General features: G+C 69.3%; 20 protein-coding genes. 7 read left to right on the top strand and 13 right to left on the bottom strand.

Annotated features, from left to right (window positions below; genetic code table 11):
- The 4 genes from ACFQE9_RS06645 to ACFQE9_RS06630 form a co-directional block, all read right to left on the bottom strand.
- On the bottom strand, positions 1–1,176 hold the full coding sequence (locus ACFQE9_RS06645; RefSeq protein WP_379742174.1) for a threonine synthase: 1,176 nt from the start codon (positions 1,174–1,176) through the stop codon (positions 1–3).
- Complete coding sequence (locus ACFQE9_RS06640; protein ID WP_379742171.1) at positions 1,176–2,132, bottom strand: succinylglutamate desuccinylase/aspartoacylase family protein; 957 nt, start codon at positions 2,130–2,132, stop codon at positions 1,176–1,178. The genes ACFQE9_RS06645 and ACFQE9_RS06640 overlap by 1 nt, the downstream gene beginning before the upstream one ends.
- A gap of 154 nt (positions 2,133–2,286) precedes the next feature.
- Positions 2,287–3,099: an SAMP-activating enzyme E1 gene (gene ubaA, locus ACFQE9_RS06635; RefSeq protein WP_379742168.1), complete on the bottom strand. Its 813-nt coding sequence runs from the start codon at positions 3,097–3,099 to the stop codon at positions 2,287–2,289.
- Positions 3,100–3,202: 103 nt separating this feature from the next.
- Positions 3,203–3,793, bottom strand: coding sequence for a 50S ribosomal protein L15e (locus ACFQE9_RS06630; protein WP_379742165.1), 591 nt, complete (start codon positions 3,791–3,793; stop codon positions 3,203–3,205).
- Positions 3,794–4,089: 296 nt separating this feature from the next.
- On the opposite strand from ACFQE9_RS06630, the gene ACFQE9_RS06625 reads away from it, so the two are divergent.
- The 4 genes from ACFQE9_RS06625 to ACFQE9_RS06610 all read left to right on the top strand — a co-directional run bounded on the left by ACFQE9_RS06625 (position 4,090) and on the right by ACFQE9_RS06610 (position 8,591).
- Positions 4,090–4,671: a biotin transporter BioY gene (locus ACFQE9_RS06625; protein ID WP_379742162.1), complete on the top strand. Its 582-nt coding sequence runs from the start codon at positions 4,090–4,092 to the stop codon at positions 4,669–4,671.
- A 40-nt stretch (positions 4,672–4,711) separates the two neighbouring features.
- Positions 4,712–5,542 (top strand): energy-coupling factor ABC transporter ATP-binding protein, encoded by an 831-nt coding sequence (locus ACFQE9_RS06620; protein WP_379742159.1) that lies wholly within the window; start codon positions 4,712–4,714, stop codon positions 5,540–5,542.
- On the top strand, positions 5,539–6,255 hold the full coding sequence (locus ACFQE9_RS06615; RefSeq protein WP_379742156.1) for an energy-coupling factor transporter transmembrane component T family protein: 717 nt from the start codon (positions 5,539–5,541) through the stop codon (positions 6,253–6,255). The genes ACFQE9_RS06620 and ACFQE9_RS06615 overlap by 4 nt, the downstream gene beginning before the upstream one ends.
- An 86-nt stretch (positions 6,256–6,341) precedes the next feature.
- Positions 6,342–8,591: a (Fe-S)-binding protein gene (locus tag ACFQE9_RS06610; RefSeq protein WP_379742153.1), complete on the top strand. Its 2,250-nt coding sequence runs from the start codon at positions 6,342–6,344 to the stop codon at positions 8,589–8,591.
- Between the two features lie 6 nt (positions 8,592–8,597).
- Here ACFQE9_RS06610 and ACFQE9_RS06605 read toward each other — a convergent pair whose 3' ends face one another.
- From ACFQE9_RS06605 to ACFQE9_RS06590, 4 genes are all read right to left on the bottom strand, one after another.
- Complete coding sequence (locus tag ACFQE9_RS06605) at positions 8,598–9,632, bottom strand: threonine aldolase family protein (RefSeq protein WP_379742150.1); 1,035 nt, start codon at positions 9,630–9,632, stop codon at positions 8,598–8,600.
- Between the two features lie 67 nt (positions 9,633–9,699).
- Positions 9,700–10,056: a thiol-disulfide oxidoreductase DCC family protein gene (locus ACFQE9_RS06600; protein ID WP_379742147.1), complete on the bottom strand. Its 357-nt coding sequence runs from the start codon at positions 10,054–10,056 to the stop codon at positions 9,700–9,702.
- Between the two features lie 78 nt (positions 10,057–10,134).
- A complete protein-coding gene (locus ACFQE9_RS06595) occupies positions 10,135–10,839 on the bottom strand; it encodes a queuosine precursor transporter (protein ID WP_379742144.1) in 705 nt (234 codons plus the stop codon).
- Positions 10,832–11,062 (bottom strand): ribbon-helix-helix domain-containing protein, encoded by a 231-nt coding sequence (locus tag ACFQE9_RS06590; RefSeq protein ID WP_379742141.1) that lies wholly within the window; start codon positions 11,060–11,062, stop codon positions 10,832–10,834. Before ACFQE9_RS06590 ends, ACFQE9_RS06595 begins: the two co-directional genes overlap by 8 nt.
- A 178-nt stretch (positions 11,063–11,240) precedes the next feature.
- On the opposite strand from ACFQE9_RS06590, the gene ACFQE9_RS06585 reads away from it, so the two are divergent.
- Together ACFQE9_RS06585 and ACFQE9_RS06580 are read left to right on the top strand one after the other, a co-directional pair.
- Positions 11,241–11,933, top strand: coding sequence for a hypothetical protein (locus ACFQE9_RS06585; protein WP_379742138.1), 693 nt, complete (start codon positions 11,241–11,243; stop codon positions 11,931–11,933).
- Positions 11,934–12,179: 246 nt separating this feature from the next.
- Positions 12,180–12,863 carry a CRISPR-associated protein Cas4 gene (locus ACFQE9_RS06580; protein WP_379743050.1) on the top strand — a complete coding sequence of 228 codons (684 nt, stop codon included), beginning with the start codon at positions 12,180–12,182 and terminating at the stop codon, positions 12,861–12,863.
- A gap of 18 nt (positions 12,864–12,881) precedes the next feature.
- Here ACFQE9_RS06580 and ACFQE9_RS06575 read toward each other — a convergent pair whose 3' ends face one another.
- Genes ACFQE9_RS06575 through ACFQE9_RS06565 form a run of 3 tightly spaced genes read right to left on the bottom strand, consistent with a single transcriptional unit; the run spans position 12,882 to position 14,299 of the window.
- Positions 12,882–13,517 carry an L-threonylcarbamoyladenylate synthase gene (locus tag ACFQE9_RS06575; RefSeq protein ID WP_379742135.1) on the bottom strand — a complete coding sequence of 212 codons (636 nt, stop codon included), beginning with the start codon at positions 13,515–13,517 and terminating at the stop codon, positions 12,882–12,884.
- Between the two features lie 4 nt (positions 13,518–13,521).
- Complete coding sequence (locus ACFQE9_RS06570) at positions 13,522–14,034, bottom strand: redoxin domain-containing protein (RefSeq protein ID WP_379742132.1); 513 nt, start codon at positions 14,032–14,034, stop codon at positions 13,522–13,524.
- A 1-nt stretch (position 14,035) separates the two neighbouring features.
- The gene (locus ACFQE9_RS06565; protein ID WP_379742129.1) at positions 14,036–14,299 is read right to left on the bottom strand and encodes a glutaredoxin family protein; all 264 of its coding nucleotides are present in this window, start codon (positions 14,297–14,299) and stop codon (positions 14,036–14,038) included.
- A 262-nt stretch (positions 14,300–14,561) separates the two neighbouring features.
- On the opposite strand from ACFQE9_RS06565, the gene ACFQE9_RS06560 reads away from it, so the two are divergent.
- Entirely contained in the window at positions 14,562–15,947 is a 1,386-nt protein-coding gene (locus ACFQE9_RS06560) for a hemolysin family protein (RefSeq protein ID WP_379742126.1), read from the top strand.
- A 4-nt stretch (positions 15,948–15,951) separates the two neighbouring features.
- Here ACFQE9_RS06560 and ACFQE9_RS06555 read toward each other — a convergent pair whose 3' ends face one another.
- A complete protein-coding gene (locus ACFQE9_RS06555) occupies positions 15,952–17,154 on the bottom strand; it encodes an inorganic phosphate transporter (RefSeq protein WP_379742123.1) in 1,203 nt (400 codons plus the stop codon).
- A gap of 1 nt (position 17,155) precedes the next feature.
- Positions 17,156–17,284, bottom strand: coding sequence for a DUF7859 family protein (locus ACFQE9_RS06550; protein ID WP_379742120.1), 129 nt, complete (start codon positions 17,282–17,284; stop codon positions 17,156–17,158).
- Positions 17,285–17,580: the final 296 nt, after the last annotated feature.

Below are 17,580 nucleotides of genomic sequence, written 5' to 3'. Positions count from 1 at the left end.
CTACGCCCGTCCGGTCAGCGGCACGACCACGTCCTCGTCCGGATCGAGGATCCCCCGCTCGCGATACGCTTCGAGGGCCGCGGGCGCGACCGCCGAGGTCGCCTCCACGTCGAACCCCTCCCGCCGGAGCCGTCCGAGCGCCGCTCGGGTGTCGGACTCCGTGACCGCGATCGCGTCGCCGCCCGTCTCCCGGATCGCCTCGATCATTCCGTCGATCCGCGGCGGGTTTTCGATCCGAATCCCCTTCGCGGCGTCGTTGTCCCCGCCCCGGTTCGCGGCGTCCGCGTCGTGTAACTCGCGGACCACCGGTGCGTTTCCGGCCGCCTGTGCGGCCAGCAGCCGCGGCGTCCGGTCGATCCAGCCGGCCTCGCGGAGCCGATCGAACCCGCGATGGGCGCCGAGCAACAGCGTGCCGTGTCCCGCCGGCACCACCACCGCGTCGGGGACCTCCCAACCCGACTGCAACGCGACTTCGTAGGCGAAGCTCGCCGTTCCGGCGTGAAACGCGGGATTCCACGCGTGGCTCGCGTACCAGGCCGACCCCGATTCGACCGCCTCGAGACACGCGTCGGTCGCCGCCCGCCGTTTTCCCTCGATGGGCACGGCGTCAGCGCCGACCCGCTCGATCGCCCGGATCGTCGACGCCGCGGACGACGCCGGGAGGTAGATCTCGGCGTCGATCCCGGCGCGGGCGGCGTAGGTCGCCACGGCCGTTCCCGCGTTCCCCGAGGAGTCCTCACACAGGCGCTCGACGCCGAGCTCCCGCGCACGGGTGAGTATCGTGGTCGCCCCTCGGTCCTTGAACGAGCCCGTGGGGAGGACGTATTCGAGCTTGAACCGGCAGTTCCAGGGCTCGTCGGCCTCCTCGGTCTCCTCGCTTTCGTCTCCAGCCCGGTCGGCGTCGACGATCGGCGTCGGGCCGGCGCCGAAGGTCACGCGATCGTCCGGATCCCCGCCGATCGGGAGGAACTCCTCGAAGGCCCACATACCTGCTCGCACGTCGAACCCGCCCGGATCCGGGGGTGACGGCGACGTTGGGTGGGGATTCGCGTCGAACTCCAGGGGGGACCCGCAACTGCAGCGCCAGCGGTCGAGAAACGTTGCGCCGCAGTCCGGACAGACGAGGGATTCGATGGATTCCGGGGTCGACCCGTCGGCGTCGTCGGGCGGGGACATCAGTACTGGTCCACGTTCGTTCCGATCGAACAGACGTACTCGCCGGCGGCGACCTGCGGCAGTCGCCGCGACCGCCAGAATATCCCGTCGCTGTCGGCCGTCACGCGCGCTTTGCGTTTCCCGAAGACGTCCGTCACCTCGAAGAGCGGGTCGCCGGCGTCGACGCGTCCGCCGAGCTCCTGTTTGAACCGGACGAGCCCGCCGGCCGGCGAGCCGTACTGTTCGAAGCCGCGCGCACGCGTCTGTTCGTTGATCTCGGGCTCCCGATCGAGGAAGCCGTAGTGGCCGAGGACGTTGAAGACGCCCTCGACGCCCTTGCGGATCGACTCCTCGTCCCACCCGATACAGCCGCCGAGCTCCGGGTCGATCGTCGGGATCCCGTCGTTGGGCGCGACCCGAGCGAGCTGGCCGTCCGGCCCCTTCTGGTCGAGGACGTAGCCGCACCCGAAGACCTTCGCGAGACGCAGACAGTCCCCGTGGATCCGGTGGCGCGGCCCACAGCGCACCCGGACCTCGTCGATCATCCGGCTCGTCGAGCCCTGATGGAGGTCGAGGATCAGGTCCGCCCGGGTGGCGGCCTCGTAGGTCGCGTGGGCGATGCGTTCGGTTGCGGTCCCCTCGGCGTCGCCGGGGTACGCCCGATTCATCTTCGTGTCGTCGATCGGGTTTCGGTGTTCGGCGATCTGGAAGGCGTAGTGGTTGACGATCCCCACGACGAGGACCGCCCCCGAGAGTTCGCTCGGATCGATCCGCGGAACCACCCGGTTCACGACGCCGAGGCCGTTGAGCTCGTCGCCGTCGCTCACCGCCTGCACGTAGAGCGTCTTCCCGTCCGCCGCGCCGTTGATGACGGCGACGGGCAACCGGACGGGCGATCCGTCCCGCGCCTCGCCGACCTCGAGTCGCCCCGTGTCCATCCGTCCCGGGGGCGCGCTCGCCGTTCCGAGCGTGAGCATTACCGTAGCCTCGTCGGGAGCCCTCTAAATCGGTTCGATTCGCGTCCGGAACCGCGGGCCATCGCGAGCGAGACGACCACGGATCGTTGCGGGCGAGACGACCGCGGGCCATCGCGAGCGAGACGACCGCGGGCTGCTCGTGCGTCTCGGACCGCTAGTCGGCCTCGATCGCACAGCCCCCCGAGTAGTCGATGCCCTCGATCGTCTCGATCGGGTCCTCCCCGCAGACCGGACACTCGGGGTTTCGCGCGTACTCGACCGTCTCGAAGGTCATGTCCATCGCGTCGTAGAACAACATCCGGCCGACGAGTGGTTCACCCGTCTCGAGCAGGAGCTTCGCCGCCTCCGTCGCCTGGATGCACCCGAGCGTGCCCGGAAGCACCCCGAGCACTCCGGTCGTTGCGCAGTCGGGGACGGTTCCCGGCTCGGGCGCCTCGGGGAAGAGACACCGGTAGCAAGGTCCCTCGGGCACGAGCGTCGTCGCCTGTCCCTCGAACTTGTAGATCGCGCCGTGGGCAACCGGGATCGACTCGAGTCTGGCGGCGTCGTTGACGATGTACCGCGTCCGGAAGTTGTCCGTGCAGTCGACGATCACGTCGTGGCCCGAAAACAGATCGCGGGCGTTGTCGACGTCGAGACGCGTTCGGCGGGTCGTCACCTCGACGTCGGGGTTGAGCGCCTCCACGTACCGCCTCGCGGATTCGGCCTTCGGCTCGCCGACGTCCGCGTCCGTGTGGACGATCTGCCGCTGGAGGTTCGACCGCTCCACCACGTCGTCGTCGACGATCGTCAATTTCCCGACGCCCGCCGCCGCGAGGTACTGGATGACAGGCGCGCCGAGCCCGCCGGCCCCGAGCACGAGGGCCTCGCCCTCGAGCAGCCGTTTTTGCCCCTCGGGGCCGACCTCCTCGAGGATGATGTGTCTGGAGTAGCGATCCAGCTGCGTGGAATCCAACGAGAGGCTCATGGGTCGTCTTCGCCGGTGACGGCCATAAGGCTGCGGGGGCTACGTGATGGAGAACCGCGTTCGCAAAGAGAACCGATCGATCGAAGCTGACCGCGTTCGAAGTCTACTTGCCGCGGCGCCGGTCGCCGCCGATCGACGGCCGGGTGTGTTCGGTACCCTTGCCGCGGGTTCTCTGACCACGGCCCTTGCTGCCGGCGGAGGTGAGACCGCGGAAGGCGCGCCCGCGGTGCTCGTCGGCGCAGATCCAGTTCAGGTCGTCGTCGTTCTCGATGGCGGGATGGGCCGGATCCACGAGGATCACCTCGTGCCACTTCTGGGACCCGTCCTCGCCGACCCAGTAGGAGTTGAGCACGCGCAGGTTGCGGTACTTGCGGGAGGCGCGCTCCTCCGCGATCCGCTGGATCGACTTGCGCCGCGAGAGGCGGTTGACGCCCTGTCGCTTCGAGCGGCGGCCGGCCGTGAACCGCTGCTTCCGAGAGCCGCCCTTGCGGACGCTCACGCGGGCGACGACGATCCCCTGTTTGGCCTTGTAGCCGAGTTCGCGGGCCTTGTCCAGGCGGGTCGGTCGCTCGACGCGCTCGATGGCGCCCTGTTCGCGCCACTCCTGTTTGCGCTGCCACTGTAGCTCGGCGAGTTTCCCCTCCTCCGGGGACCGCCAGGCCTCCTTGATGTGCGAGTAGAAGCTTCGTGCCATGGTGTGTCCACGGACGTTTTCGATTCAGTCCCGGCGGCGAACCGCCGCGGAACCACATTTCGTCCCGTCCCCGGCGAGGCCGGGCGGCGGGTGCCCGCTGGACGTCCGACCAGCGAGTTGTCGCCACTACCGTACGCCCCCGGTTAAAAACGTCGTTTGCCGGTCGCCGTGCGGCCACATCCCATGGACGCCACGAAGGCGAGCCGACCTCCCGACCAGTCCAGATCGACGATCGTCGATCCCCGATCACGTCGTAAACCAACACTCTAAAGTAGGTTTACGAGAACGCCACGGACATGTCCACACGGACCGAATCGGTCGACCTCGTCGGCGACGAGACGACGCGGAATCTCGCCCGCTGCGCGCTGATCGCGGCTCTGGTCGGCGCGTTCGCCTACGTATCGTTCCCCTTCCCGCTCTCGCCCGCCCCGGTCACCCTGCAGGTGCTCGGCGTCTTCCTCGCCGGCATCCTGCTCGGTCCGGTCTGGGGGCCCGCGGCGCTCGTGATCTACCTGGCCGCCGGCGCGGTCGGCGCGCCGATCTTCCAGGGCGGCGGCGCCGGGTTCGGACACCTCGTCGGCGCGACCGGCGGGTACCTCCTGTCCTACCCCGTCGCCGCCGGCCTCGTCGGACTTCTCGTTCACCGGGGTTCCGAGCTCCGAGATCTCGATACCGTCGGCCTTTCCACCCTGGTCGGCGCCATGGTCGCCGGCACGGTCGTGATCTACGCGTTCGGCGTGGTCGGCCTGATGTTGGTCCTCGGGCTCGGGCCGGTCGAGGCGTTCCTCCAGGGGGCGCTGTTCTTCATTCCGGCCGAGGCCGCGAAGATCGCCGCCGCCGTCGGCGTCGTCCGATCGGAGGCGATCGCGGCGCGATGAGGACGCAGCTGGCCTTTTCGGCCCAGGAGGACCCGACGCCGTGATCGAGGTCGATTCCGTCCGGGTCGACTACGACGGCGTCCCCGCCGTCGACGACGTCTCCCTCGACATCGCCGACGGCGAGTCCGTCGTGATCGCCGGCGCGAACGGCTCGGGAAAGACCAGCCTCGTCCGAACGTTCAACGGGCTCGTCTCGCCCGATTCCGGGGAGGTTCGCGTCGACGGAACGGCGGTTCAAGCCGATCTCGCCGCGGCCCGCCGCGCCGTCGGGATGGTGTTTCAACACCCGCGCGACCAGATCGTCGCCGCCACGATCGGCGCCGACGTCGCGTTCGGCCCCGAGAACCTCGGACGTGATCGCGCGGAGATCGACCGGCGCGTCGATCGTGCGCTCTCGGCCGTCGGACTCGACGGTCGACGCGAGGACCGCGTCGACGCGCTCTCGGGCGGCGAGCGCGCGCGGGTCGCGATCGCCGGCGCGCTCGCGATGGAGCCGTCCCACCTCGTCCTCGACGAGCCGTTCTCGGGGCTCGACGAGCCCTCCCGCCGATCCGTGCGCTCCCGCCTCGCGGAACTCCGGCGGAACGGGACGAGCCTCGTGATCGTCACCCACGACCTTCGCGACCTCGAACCGCTCGTCGATCGCGTCCTCGTCCTCTCCGACGGTCGACTCGTCGCGGACGATCCGCCCGAGGGGGCGGCGGAGGCGCTCTCGCGGTTCGACGTGCGGGTGCCCTCGGGTTGGCCGAGGTCGGCCGGGGTCGGGAACGGGGACCGGGACGAAGACGCGAGTGGTGGCTCGATCGCAGATACGTCGACACCGGAGCCATCGGCGCCGGACCCGGGCCCGGACTTGGACGGGGCGTCGTGACCGTCGCGTACGTTCCGGGGGAGTCGCCGGCCCACCGGCTCGACGCCCGCGTCAAACTCCTCGTGCAGGTCGGCTTCGCCGCGGCGGCGTACGCCCACACGACGCCGCGTGGGCTCGCGGTCCTCACGATCCTCGCGGTCGGCTGCGTGTGGGCCGCCGGCGGTACCGTTCACGAGATGGCGTGGGGATTCCGATGGGCGGCGCCCGTGTTGCTCGTCGCTCCGATCGTCGCGGGGGCGACCCTCGGCACGCCGTGGTTTCGACTCGAACGCGCCCTCTCGACCGGGCTCGCGAGCTACCGGGTGGCGATCGTCCTGCTCGTCGCCGGCGCCTACGTCCGGTCGACGCCAGTTCGCGAGTCGCGGGCCGCGATCCAGCGTCTTGTCCCGGGACGTGCGGGGCGATCCCTCGGGATCGGGATCTCGCTCGTCTTCCGGTTCCTCCCGCTTCTTCGCCGTGAGCTCGCGAGCGCCCGGAACGCCCTCCACTCGCGGTGTGGCGACGCCCGCTCCCTCCCCGAGCGGATGCGGATCGTGGCCGTCGCCGGACTGAACCGGGCCTTCGATCGCGCCGACCGGCTCGCGCTCGCGTTGAACGCCCGGTGTCTCGCCTGGAACCCGACGCTCCCGCCCGCCAAGTTCGGTCGTCTCGACGCGCTGGCGACGCTTCTGGCGGCGGGACTCGTTCTATCGGCCCTTCTCCCGTGGGTTTGAGCGTGCTCCCTCGTGGACGACGTCGACGGGACGATCGATCTCTCTGCGGTGGCAAGATTTAACCGACGAACCGCGGACCTTCATCCATGCTGCCACTGCAGGCCACCCGGGAGACGTTCTGGACGATCTCCCCGACCGGCAAGGCGGTCTTCTACGTCCTCGCCGCCGCCGCGATCGCTGTCCTCCTCTACGGCGTCTACGCGCGGTTCGCGCGGTACGCCGCGGGCCGATCCGATCCGATCGACCGGCTCTCCTCGCTCCCCGAGCGAACCCTGGCCGCGACCCGGATCGTGGCGAGCAACGAGGGGCAGTTCGACTGCGACCTCTACGCCGGACTCATGCACACCTTCGTCATGTGGGGCTTTCTCGTCCTCCTCATGGCGACGACGATCCTCTTCGTCGACATGGACGTCTACGGGCCCATCACGGGCGACTCCTTTTGGGTCGGCGGCTTCTACCTCGTCTACCAGTTCGCCGTCGACGCCTTCGGCCTGCTGTTCGTCGTCGGGATCTCGATGGCCCTCTGGCGGCGCTACGCGACGCGATCCGACCGGCTGTGGGGGAAACACACCTCGCTCGAGGACGACGCGTTCGTCTGGAGCCTCCTTCTGCTCGGCGTCGGGGGGTTCATCGCGGAGGCCGTCGCCATCGTCGGCCAGCCCGCCCGCGCCGGCGAGTCGGTCAGTTTCGTGGGGATGGCGATGGCGACCGGCCTTCTGGAACTCGGGCTCACGCCCGCCGGGGCGGCCGCGATCTATCCCCTCGTCTGGTGGCACCACGCCCTGCTCGCGCTCGCGTTCGTCGCGTGGATCCCCTACGCCAAGCCGTTCCACATGCTCTCGTCGTTCGCGAACGTCGTGGTCAGGGACGAGGACGCCGGCGCGCGCCTGCCGAACGTCCCGGCGGACCTCGATCACACGAACGCCGAGTCCCTCGAGGACTTCACCTGGAAGGAGCTGCTCGACCAGGACGCCTGCACCAAGTGCGGGCGGTGCTCCTCGGCGTGTCCCGCGAAGGCCTCCGGGCGAAACCTCGACCCCCGCGACGTCATCCTCGATCTGAAGGCGTACCGCGAGTCCCGCGAGGACGATCCCGTGATCGGCCGCCCCGCGAACGCCGTCCCGGGAGCGAACGGCGACGCCCCGGCGTCCGCGGACGGCGACGGCGACGACGGGACGGTCCCGATCGTCGCCGAGGAGGGCGGCGTGATCGACGCCGAGTCGATGGAGTCGTGTATGGCCTGTCTGGCCTGCATGGACGCCTGTCCCGTCGAGATCGACCACCTCTCGACGTTCACCCGGCTCAACCGTCAGCTGGTCGACGAGGGGGCGGTCGACCCGAACCTGCAGGGTGTCCTCGAGGACGCGATGCGGACTGGCAACACCTTCGGCGAGCCGGCGGACGCCCGCGGCGAGTGGACCGAGGACCTCCCGTTCGACGTCGCCGACGCGCGCGAGCGCGAGGTGGAGTTCCTCTGGTACGTCGGCGACTATCCGAGCTACGACGACCGCAACCGGAAGGTCGCTCGCGCGCTCGCCAGGCTGTTCGAGGCCGCCGACGTCGAGTTCGGCATCCTCTTCGACGACGAGCGGTACGACGGCAACGACGTCCGGCGGCTCGGCGAGGAGTTCCTCTACCTGGAGCTGGCGGGCCACCACGTCGAGACGTTCGCTGACTGCGAGTTCGAGACGATCGTCTGTACGGACCCCCACTCGTACAACACGATGAAAAACGAGTACCCCGAGCTCGACTTCGCCGAGTTCGCCGACGATCCGATGATGCCCTTCGACCGGGAGGAGCCGTGGAACGCCGACGGCGAGATCGACGTGAAACACTGGACGCAGGTGGTCGAGGAACTCGTTGCGGACGATCGCCTCGGACTCTCCGGCGACGAACTCGACTACACCGTGACCTACCACGATCCCTGTCACCTCGGGCGGTACAACGACGAGTACGAGGCGCCTCGAGAGCTGATCCGGGCGACCGGCGCCGACCTCCACGAGATGCCGCGCTCGCGTGCGGACTCGTTCTGCTGTGGCGGCGGCGGTGGCGGCCTCTGGACGGAACACGACGAGGAGACGAAGCCGAGCGAGGAGCGCCTCCGGGAGGCGACCGAGGACACGGACGCGGGCGCCGCCGTCGAGAAGTTCGTCGTCGCCTGTCCGATGTGTACGACGATGTTCGAGGACGGGCGAAAGACCGGGGGCTTCGAGGACGACCTGGAGATCGTCGACGTCGCGGAGCTGCTCCTCGAGGCGCTCGAGGTCTCGGACACGCTCGATCCCGTCGCCGCCGATGACGCGGACGGGACGGCGGGCGCGACCGCCGCGGACTAGCTGCCCTTATCCAACGATCCCCTCGATCCGTTCGAGCGCCGTCTCGACGTCCCCGCGGTCCACGTCGAGGTGGGTGGTGAACCGGACCGTCCGCCGGCCGAACTCGACGCATCCCACGCCGGCGTCCGCACAGGCGCTCGCGAACTCCGCGGCCGTGCGTCCGGCCCCCTCGACGTCGACCACGACGATGTTCGTGTCGGGATCCGACGTCGAGAGGCCCGGTAGCTCCTCGAGCCCCTCGGCAAGCCGGGCGGCGTTGGCGTGGTCGTCGGCGAGCCGGTCGACGTTCTCGAGCGCGCAGAGGCCGGGGGCCGCGATCATCCCGGCCTGGCGCATCCCGCCGCCGAACAGCTTGCGGACCCGCCGCGCCTCCTCGATGAACGCCGCCGGCCCCGCGAGCATCGACCCGACGGGCGCGCCGAGTCCCTTCGAGAGACAGAACATCACGCTGTCGACGCGCTCGAGCAGGTCGGACGCGTCGACGTCCAGCGCAACCGCCGCGTTGAATATCCGAGCTCCGTCGACGTGTACCGGAACGGCGTGGTCGTGGGCGGCCGTCGCGGCCGCGTCGATCGCCGATTTCCCGATCGCGGCCCCGCCGCGGTAGTTGTGCGTGTTCTCGAGGGCGCACAATCCCGTGCCGGGACGGTGCAGGTCGCGTTCGACGATCCCCTCGCGAACCTGGTCGGGCGTCGGCACGCCCCGATCGCCGGCGTCGATCGGGCGCGTCTGGACGCCCGAGAGGCTCGCGGCGCCGCCGAGCTCCCACCGGTAAATGTGCGACTCGCGCTCCACCAGCAGCTCGTCGCCGGGTTCCGCGTGCGTGTGGACCGCGATCTGGTTGCCCATCGTGCCCGAGGGAACGTAGAGGGCGGCCTCCATGCCGACCATCTCCGCCGCGCGGGACTCGAGTTCGTTCACCGTCGGGTCGTCGCGGTAGACGTCGTCGCCGACGTCGGCGACCGCGGCCGCCTCGCGCATCGCCGTCGAGGGCGTCGTCACCGTGTCGGACCGGAGGTCGACGTCGAGATCCGAGCTCATGTCCGTCGGTTCGTCCACACGGGCTTATCGATACCGGACAGGGGAGCGTCGCGTTGATCGGCCGTCGCTACACCGTCTCACACGACCGGATCCGTCCCCAGATCGACCGCCGATCGGCGACGAACCGGTAGCCCCGCTCCCGAAGCGTCGACCACCCCGGAACCCGGCGTGCGACGTTGACGGCCGCTCGCCATCCGGGGCCGAAACGGGCTACGACGCGCTCGAGAGCCTCGCCGCAGGAGTAGACCGCCTCGTCGGTCAACAGGTGCATGCACGACTCGTAGTTCCCGGGCAGCCGCGCCCGCTGGTCGGGCGAGAGTTCGCCGAACCCGACGGGTTCGAACTCGCCGTGGCGGACCGCGATCCGGACACACCACTTGCAGAACCCGCAGTCGTCGTCGTAGACGAGACGAGGCGTCGCCATGTCCCCGCTTGGCCGGGCATCGGCTTGGGCGTTTGGCTTCCCGGCGGCCACCGATCCGTCCCCTCACGTGGTCCGGCCCTATCGCCGCACGGCGGCGACCACGAGGTAGACGAACGGCGTGTCCGCCACCGCGATCAGCAGCTTGAGGAGGTACTGGCCGAGGATCAACGAGACGACGATGGCCGTCGGCAGCGCGTCCCCGATGCCGAAGTAGGTCGGCGCCACCACGAAGGCGACGCCGACGAAGATGACCGTGTCGATCGCCTGGCTCGTCGCGGTCGACGCGAGGTTTCGCAGCCACAGGTGGGCCCCGTCGGTCCGATCGCGGAGCGCGTGGAAGACGAGCACGTCCCAGTTCTGGCTCACGAGGTACGCGAGCAGACTCCCGGCCACGATGTTGGTCGCCGGCGCGAGCGCCGACTCGAAGGTCGCCGCGAACTCCGGGTTCTGTGCGGGCGCCGCGATCGTCGACCAGACGAGCGCCAACACGACGAAGTTCATCGCGAACGCGACGTTGACCATCACCTGCGCCGCGCGCCGCCCGTACAGCTCGGCGTAGCAGTCCGAGGCGAAGAACGTGAGCGCGTACGCGAGCGCCGCCCCCGGCAGCAGGATCTCCGGACCGACCCGCGGGACCGCGACCGGAAGCGGGATCGCGAGGAGCTTCGCCGCCGTCAGCTGGGCGGTCACCAGCGCGGTCACGAACAGCGCGAGCAGGCTCACCCGTCCGATCGCCCGGCGGCCGGTCGGGTCCTCGGACGCCACAGCGCCCGGGCTAGACATCCTCGCCCCCGTCGTCCGTTCCGTTCGCGTCGGGCGTTCCGTCTCCCCGTTCGTCCTCGTCCAGCCGCCCGTGTCGTTCGTCGATCTCGTCGAGCCGGTCGAGCGTCTTGCGGATCGACGCGCGGACCGCGTCGCTTCGGTTCACGAACTTGCCGTCGTCGCCGACGTGTCGATCGAGATCGTTCAACAGCTCCTCGGGAATGTCCACGCTCACCTTGGGCATCGTTGGTCTCGAGAGTCGTTCGGGGACTCCCGGTTATATATGCTTCCAAGGCTCCTCGAGTAATATCAATTCACGCGCTCGCCGCGATCGACGTTCCGGAGGGGATCCGGGGCGTTCGAACGCCGTCTCCGCCGGACGGGGACACGCTTTTACTCGCGCGAGCCGTTGGATCGCCACCATGGACGAGAAGACGGCCGAGCTTCGGGACATCTTCGTCGACGCCACGGGCGCCGAAACCGTCACGGAGAGCCAGGAGTCCGGCCGGGGGTCGTTGACCGATCGCGACGACGCGACGGTCACACGGCGGGTCCAGGAGCTGATCGCGACGATGCGCGAGCGGTACGCCTTCTCGAGCGACCTCCCCGACTCGGCCTACGAACGCGTCGTCCGCGCCCACTTCGAGGGAGACGGCGACGGGAACGACGGGAGCGGTGAGAGCGACGACGCCGGGAGCGACGACGCCGCGATCGCCGCCGACCTCGCGTCGGCGGCCGAGGACCCGAACGCGGAACTCGACGCCGCTCCCGAGATCTCTTCGGAGGACGTCTTTCGCGCCCGGATGGATCTCCACCTCGTTCGCGACGACGACCGCGAGTTCCCGGTCGAGTTCGAGGCCGTAACGCGGCTCGTCCTCGCCGGCGCCACCACGGCGGAGCTGGCCGAGGAGCTGGGGATCGACGCCGAGACCGCCGCCCGATGCCGCCGTGTCGCCGAGGCGGACGTCGAGTCGACGCGCGCGAACCACCGGTTCCGCGACGAGTTTCGCGAACTCCTCACCGACGTCGAACTCGAGGAGACACACGCCACCGACGCGCGCGAGGACGGCCTCCGGGAGGCCGCCGAGGACATCGAGACCGACGTCTCGTTTTGATCGCCGGCTCCGGTCGTTCACCCCTCTCCACCTCCTCGAGCGTCCACCCCGGTCGTTTATACCGGATCGCGGCACAGACACCCCGTGTCAGACGCCGATACGCTCGAGTTGGACGCCACAGGAACGGACGCTACAAAAGCGGACGCTACAGCAACGGACGCAACACCAGCGGACGCCACCGAGGTCGGAACCGCCTCGCCCGGACGGGACTCGCCTCTCCCGTCCGGTTCGGTCTCGTTCGGCGACTTGACTCGCGCGGCCTACTGCCCGCGCCAGCTCTACTACGCCCGACGGGTCGACGATCGAACGATCCCCGACTCCCAGCGGGCCCGGATCGACCTCGCCTTTCGATACCCCGAACTGCTCGACCTCTCCGATCGCGACCTCTCGGATCGACCGATCGATCCGCCGCCGGCCCGTTATCGGCGGCGACTTCGGTCCCTTCGCGACGGCGGACTCGTGGATCGATTCGACGTCCCCTGGCGTTCCCTCGTGAACCCGGCCGACGAGCGCGTCCTGCTCGTCGGTCGGACGTGCCACGGCATAGCACACAAGGTCATCGACGGTCCCGATTCGGACGGTTCGTCCCCGGATCCACCGCCGATCCCGACGATCGTCTCGCCCGGGACGCCGCCGGAGACCGGCGTCTGGGAACCGCAGGCGGTTCGAGCCGTGGCCGTCGCGAAGGCGCTCGCATGGGAACGCGAACGGGAGATCCCGCGTGCGCTCGTCGAGTATCCCGCCGTCGGCGTCGTTCGGGAGGTGCGTCTCACGGTGCGGCGGCTGGCGACGTATCGACGGGCGCTTCGCGCCGCCCGCGGGATCGACGGTCCGCCGCCGAGGGTAAACGACGCCCGCTGTCCGCCCTGTGAGTACCACGAGAAATGCGGAACGAAGACCCGATCGCTTCGATCGCGGCTCGGGCTGTGAACACGCCGTCCTCCGGGCCTACCGCTCGGACTCGAGCCACGCCTCGACCGCGTCGGCGTTCGCGCCGCGGCGGTGGACGGTGCCCGTCGCCGGTTCGACGACGGTGCTTTCGACCCCGTCGGTCTCGCCGCCGTCGATGGCGACCGCGACCCGATCGCGGATCCCCTCGTCGAGGTCCTCGAGTCGGCGAACGCTTCCGGTTCCCGACCGGTTCGCGCTCGTCGCGGTGAGTGGCCCGGTCTCCGAAAGCAGCGCGAGCGCGATCGGATGGTCCGGGATCCGGATCCCGACCCGGTCTCGACCCGCAGTGAGCGCGTCCGGCACCGACTCGTCCCGCGCTACGATCACGGTGACCGGCCCCGGGAGGAACCGGCGGAGGCACGCCTCCTCGATGTCGGTCGGCTGGGTGTGTGCGAGCGCCGCGTCGACGCTCGCGACGCCGAGCGAGAGCGGCTTCGATCGGTTCCGGCCCTTCGTCTCGAAGACCCGCTCTACGGCCGCCGGATCGAGCGCGTCCGCTCCCAGTCCGTAGACGGTCTCGGTCGGGTAGACGACGAGTTCCCCTCGTGCCGTCGCCGCGGCCGCCCGGTCGATCGCCGCCTCGATCTCCGGCGTGACCGCCGGATCCGCGCTCGGGTTCGGCTGTCCGCTCATTCGCTCACCCGAGGAGGTCGCCGATCGCCGTCTCGACCTCGTCGTACGGCGGGAACGAGGGCTGCTCGTCGCCGACCCAGGCGTATCGAACCGTCCGGTCCTCGTCGATCACGAACACGGCGGGCCGGGCGTCGACGACCCCGGTCATCCCGTCGAGATCGTTCTCGATGCCGTAGTCCGCGAGCACCTCGCCGGCCGGATCCGAGAAGATCCGGGCGTCGACGCCGCGCTCATCGAGGAACGTCCCGTGTTCGTACGGCGTCGAGATGCTCAGTCCGACGACCTCGATCCGGTCCGTCCACTCTCGCTCGTCGATCTCGTTGTACACGTAGGTCGACTGGAACGCGCCGTCCATCGGATGTGCGACGAGCAGGACTGGCCCGTCCTCGATCAGGCTCGAGAGCGATCGATCCTCCCAGTACTCGTCGTTCACGAGAGGACGGGTGAAATCGGGCGCGGCCTCGCCGGCCTCGACGTGGTCCGTCTCCGGCAGGGAGACGACGTCGAACTCGACCATCTCAGGCTCCCTCCTCGCCGTAGGTGTTCTGCAGGTACTCGACGATGTTCGCGCTCTCGGACATCGTCACGCCGGTTCGTTCGTCGACGATCGCTGGAACGGTCCGGGCGCCGGAGACCCGCTTTACCACGTTCCGTTCGGAGTGCATCGGCTCGACGAACCGCGACCGGTACGCGAGTCCGAGATCGTTCAGCGTCCGGACGACCCGTTCGCAGTACGGGCACGCCTGCAGCCGATACAGGGTGATGTCTGTGTCCTCGGCCATGAGGACGGGTTGTGCCTCCTCGCGTGTAACCGTGTCGCCACGTCGTGGCGTCCGACCGGGCTCGATCCACCCGACCGATACGTTTCGGCGTCCGATCGCGTTTGATCGTCTCCGATCTCCTCTGATCGCCTCTGATCGTGTTTGATCGCATTCGATCGCCTCCGATCGCGGTAGTTCGCCGGTTCGGGGGCCGCTTCGGCCGAAACGATCCGAAACACCCTCCGAAATGATTTAACGGCTCCCCCTCTCACGTGTAATGAGAATGGGCTTATCGTCGAGTATCTCGGCCATCACCCTGCTCCAGGCGGCACCGATCGACACGACGACCTGGACGCTCCTCGGGATGGTCGCCATCGTCGTCCTGCTCGGACTGTCCGCGTTCTTCTCCTCCTCGGAGATCGCGATGTTCTCGCTCGCGAAACACCGCGTGGACGCGATGGTGGAGGAGGGCGTAGCGGCCGCCGAGACCGTCCAGGGCCTGCGGGAGAACTCCCACCGTCTCCTCGTGACGATCCTCGTCGGAAACAACATCGTCAACATCGCGATGTCGTCGATCTCGACCGCCCTGGTCGGCTTCTACTTCGACGCCGGGCCCGCGGTGCTCATCTCGACGTTCGGCATCACGGCGATCGTGTTGCTGTTCGGCGAGAGCGCCCCGAAGTCCTACGCGGTGGAACACACCGAGTCGTGGGCGCTTCGGATCGCCCGCCCGCTCAAGTACTCCGAGTGGGTGCTGTTCCCGCTCGTCGTGCTCTTCGACCACCTCACCCGGCTCGTCAACCGCCTCACCGGCGGTCGCGCGGCGATCGAGTCGACCTACGTCACCCGCGAGGAGATCCAGAACATCATCCAGACCGGCGAGCGCGAGGGCGTCATCGAGGAGGAGGAACGCGAGATGCTCGACCGGATCTTCCGGTTCAACAACACCATCGCCAAGGAGGTGATGACGCCGCGACTCGACGTCACCGCCGTCCCGAAATCCGCGAGCGTGGAGGAGGCGATCGAGACCTGCGTCCAGTCGGACCACGAGCGCGTGCCGATCTACGAGGGGAACCTCGACAACATCGTCGGGGTCGTGACCGTTCGCGACCTCGTTCGCGAGCTGCGATACGCGGAGGGTGAACCCTCCCTCGACCGCGTCGTCAAGCCGACGCTGCACGTTCCGGAGTCGAAGAACGCCGACGAGCTGCTCGAGGAGATGCAGGACAACCGCCTCCAGATGGTCGTCGTCATCGACGAGTTCGGGACCACGGAGGGCATCATCACCCTCGAGGACATGGTCGAGGAGATCGTCGGCGACATCCTCGAGGGCGACGAGCCGGAGCCCGTCGAGTTCATCGACGACGACGTCGCGATGGTCCAAGGCGAGGTCAACATCGACGAGGTCAACGAGATTCTCGGCATCGATCTCCCGGAGGGACAGGAGTTCGAGACCCTCGCCGGCTTCGTCTTCAACCGCGCCGGTCGCCTCGTCGAGGAGGGCGAGTCGATCGACTACGACGGCATCGACATCCGAATCGAGCGCGTCGACAACACCCGGATCATGAAGGCCCGAGTCACCATCACCGACGAGTATCGCGCCGACGATTCCCCCGAGGAGCCCGACGAGTCCGGTACCGAAGAGGCCGCGGAACCCGACGCCTCCTGAGCCCTCACGGAACGACCGCGACCAGCCGGTAGGCGCCGTACCCGAGCGCCAACGCGACCGCGAGCGATCCGATCCACGCCAGGACGGTATACCCCATCTTTCGACCGCTCACGCCCGAGTCCCCGGCGGCGTATCCCGCGCCGATGATCGCGGACACGATGATCTCGTTGAACGAGACCGGGATACCGAACGCGACGGCCGTCTGGGCGATCGCGAACGAGGGGATGAGCGCCGCGATGGAGCGGCGCGGCCCCATCGACGCGTAGTCCTGGGCGAGCGCCTTGATCATCCGCGGCGCGCCCGTCCAGGACCCGGCGAGCAGCCCGGCGCCGCCGCCGACGAGGACCGCCCAAAGCGGCACCGACGTCCCCCCGAGCAGCGGCACCAGGGGGCCGATCGCCAATCCGACCTGCGAGCCGCCCGCGGAGAACGCGACCAGCCCGCCGAGCGCCAGCAGGAACCGTCGCTGTCCCCCCTCGCGATCGCGTCCGAGGTCGGCGTGGACGACGGCGGCGACGCCTGCGGCGAACGCGAACGTCACGATGATCGCTCCGAGTCCGATTCCGAGGCCCGGATCGAACTCGGCGACCGCCGGGAGACGTCCGCCGAGGTCCCCCGCGATCGATCCCTGCTCGTCGGCCGGCCCCAGGAACGCGAATCCGACGTTCGCGAGGATCGCTCCGACCACTCCGGCGAGGCTCGCGGTCAACGCCCGCTCCGGGAGCCTCGGACTCTGGAGCGCGCGCGCGACGCCGTAGGCGACGCCGCCCCCGACGAACGGCGTGAGCACCCACAGCGTGGTTATCTCGGCGTACTTGCCCCACGCGGGGTCGCCCCCGAGGCCGAGGCCGACGCCGACGACCGCGCCCGTGACCGTGAACGCCGTCGCGATCGGATATCCCGTGAACACCCCGATCGCCACCAGCGCCGCCGCGGTCACGAGCGCGACGATCGCGGCCCCGGCGGTGAGCGTGACGCCGCCTATCAGCTCCGTGCCGACCGCCTCCGTGACGTTCGCGCCCTGAAGCACCGCCCCGAGAAAGCCGAGGACGCCGACGACGAGGCCCGCCCGCATCACGGAGATCGCGTTCGCGCCGACCGCGGGTGCGAAGGGAGTCGACCCCGACGATCCGGCTCCGATCGCCCAGGCCATGAACAGGCTCGCCAGCCCGGCGACGAGGAACGTGAGTGCCGTTTCGGCGGCCATCTTACCGCTGGCCGTCCTCGTAGCCCTCACGCAGGCTCAAGAGCGTGCGCCTGACGAGCAGGAAGCCGAACAGAAAGAGCCCGATCAACGCCAGGAGCAGGCCGATGAACACGGGATCCAGCGGGATCATACACCGCGGCTATTCCCGGCGTGGTGTTAGGCGTTTCGGCGCGACGGCGGAGCGTCCGACCCGGCCGTTTGTGTCGATCGCTAAAACGCCTCTTTGTGCCAAGCACGGATATATGCTCCCGGCGCTCCCACGTTCGGATGCGACACCCGCTTCGGCCCTCCCCCGCGATCCACGGACCGTCGACGATACCTGACCCCCACGCGACGTCGATTCAGATTACGGCGTCCACTCACCCAACGACGTTCCCCCCTTCGGCGCCGACGTTCCCCCCCTTTCGGCGTCGACGTCCCACCCGC

Source organism: Halopenitus salinus (genome assembly GCF_042662125.1).
Taxonomy (GTDB): domain Archaea; phylum Halobacteriota; class Halobacteria; order Halobacteriales; family Haloferacaceae; genus Halopenitus; species Halopenitus salinus.
The sequence above is the reverse complement of the archived record's forward strand: the minus strand, read 5'-3'. Positions and strand labels throughout refer to the sequence as shown.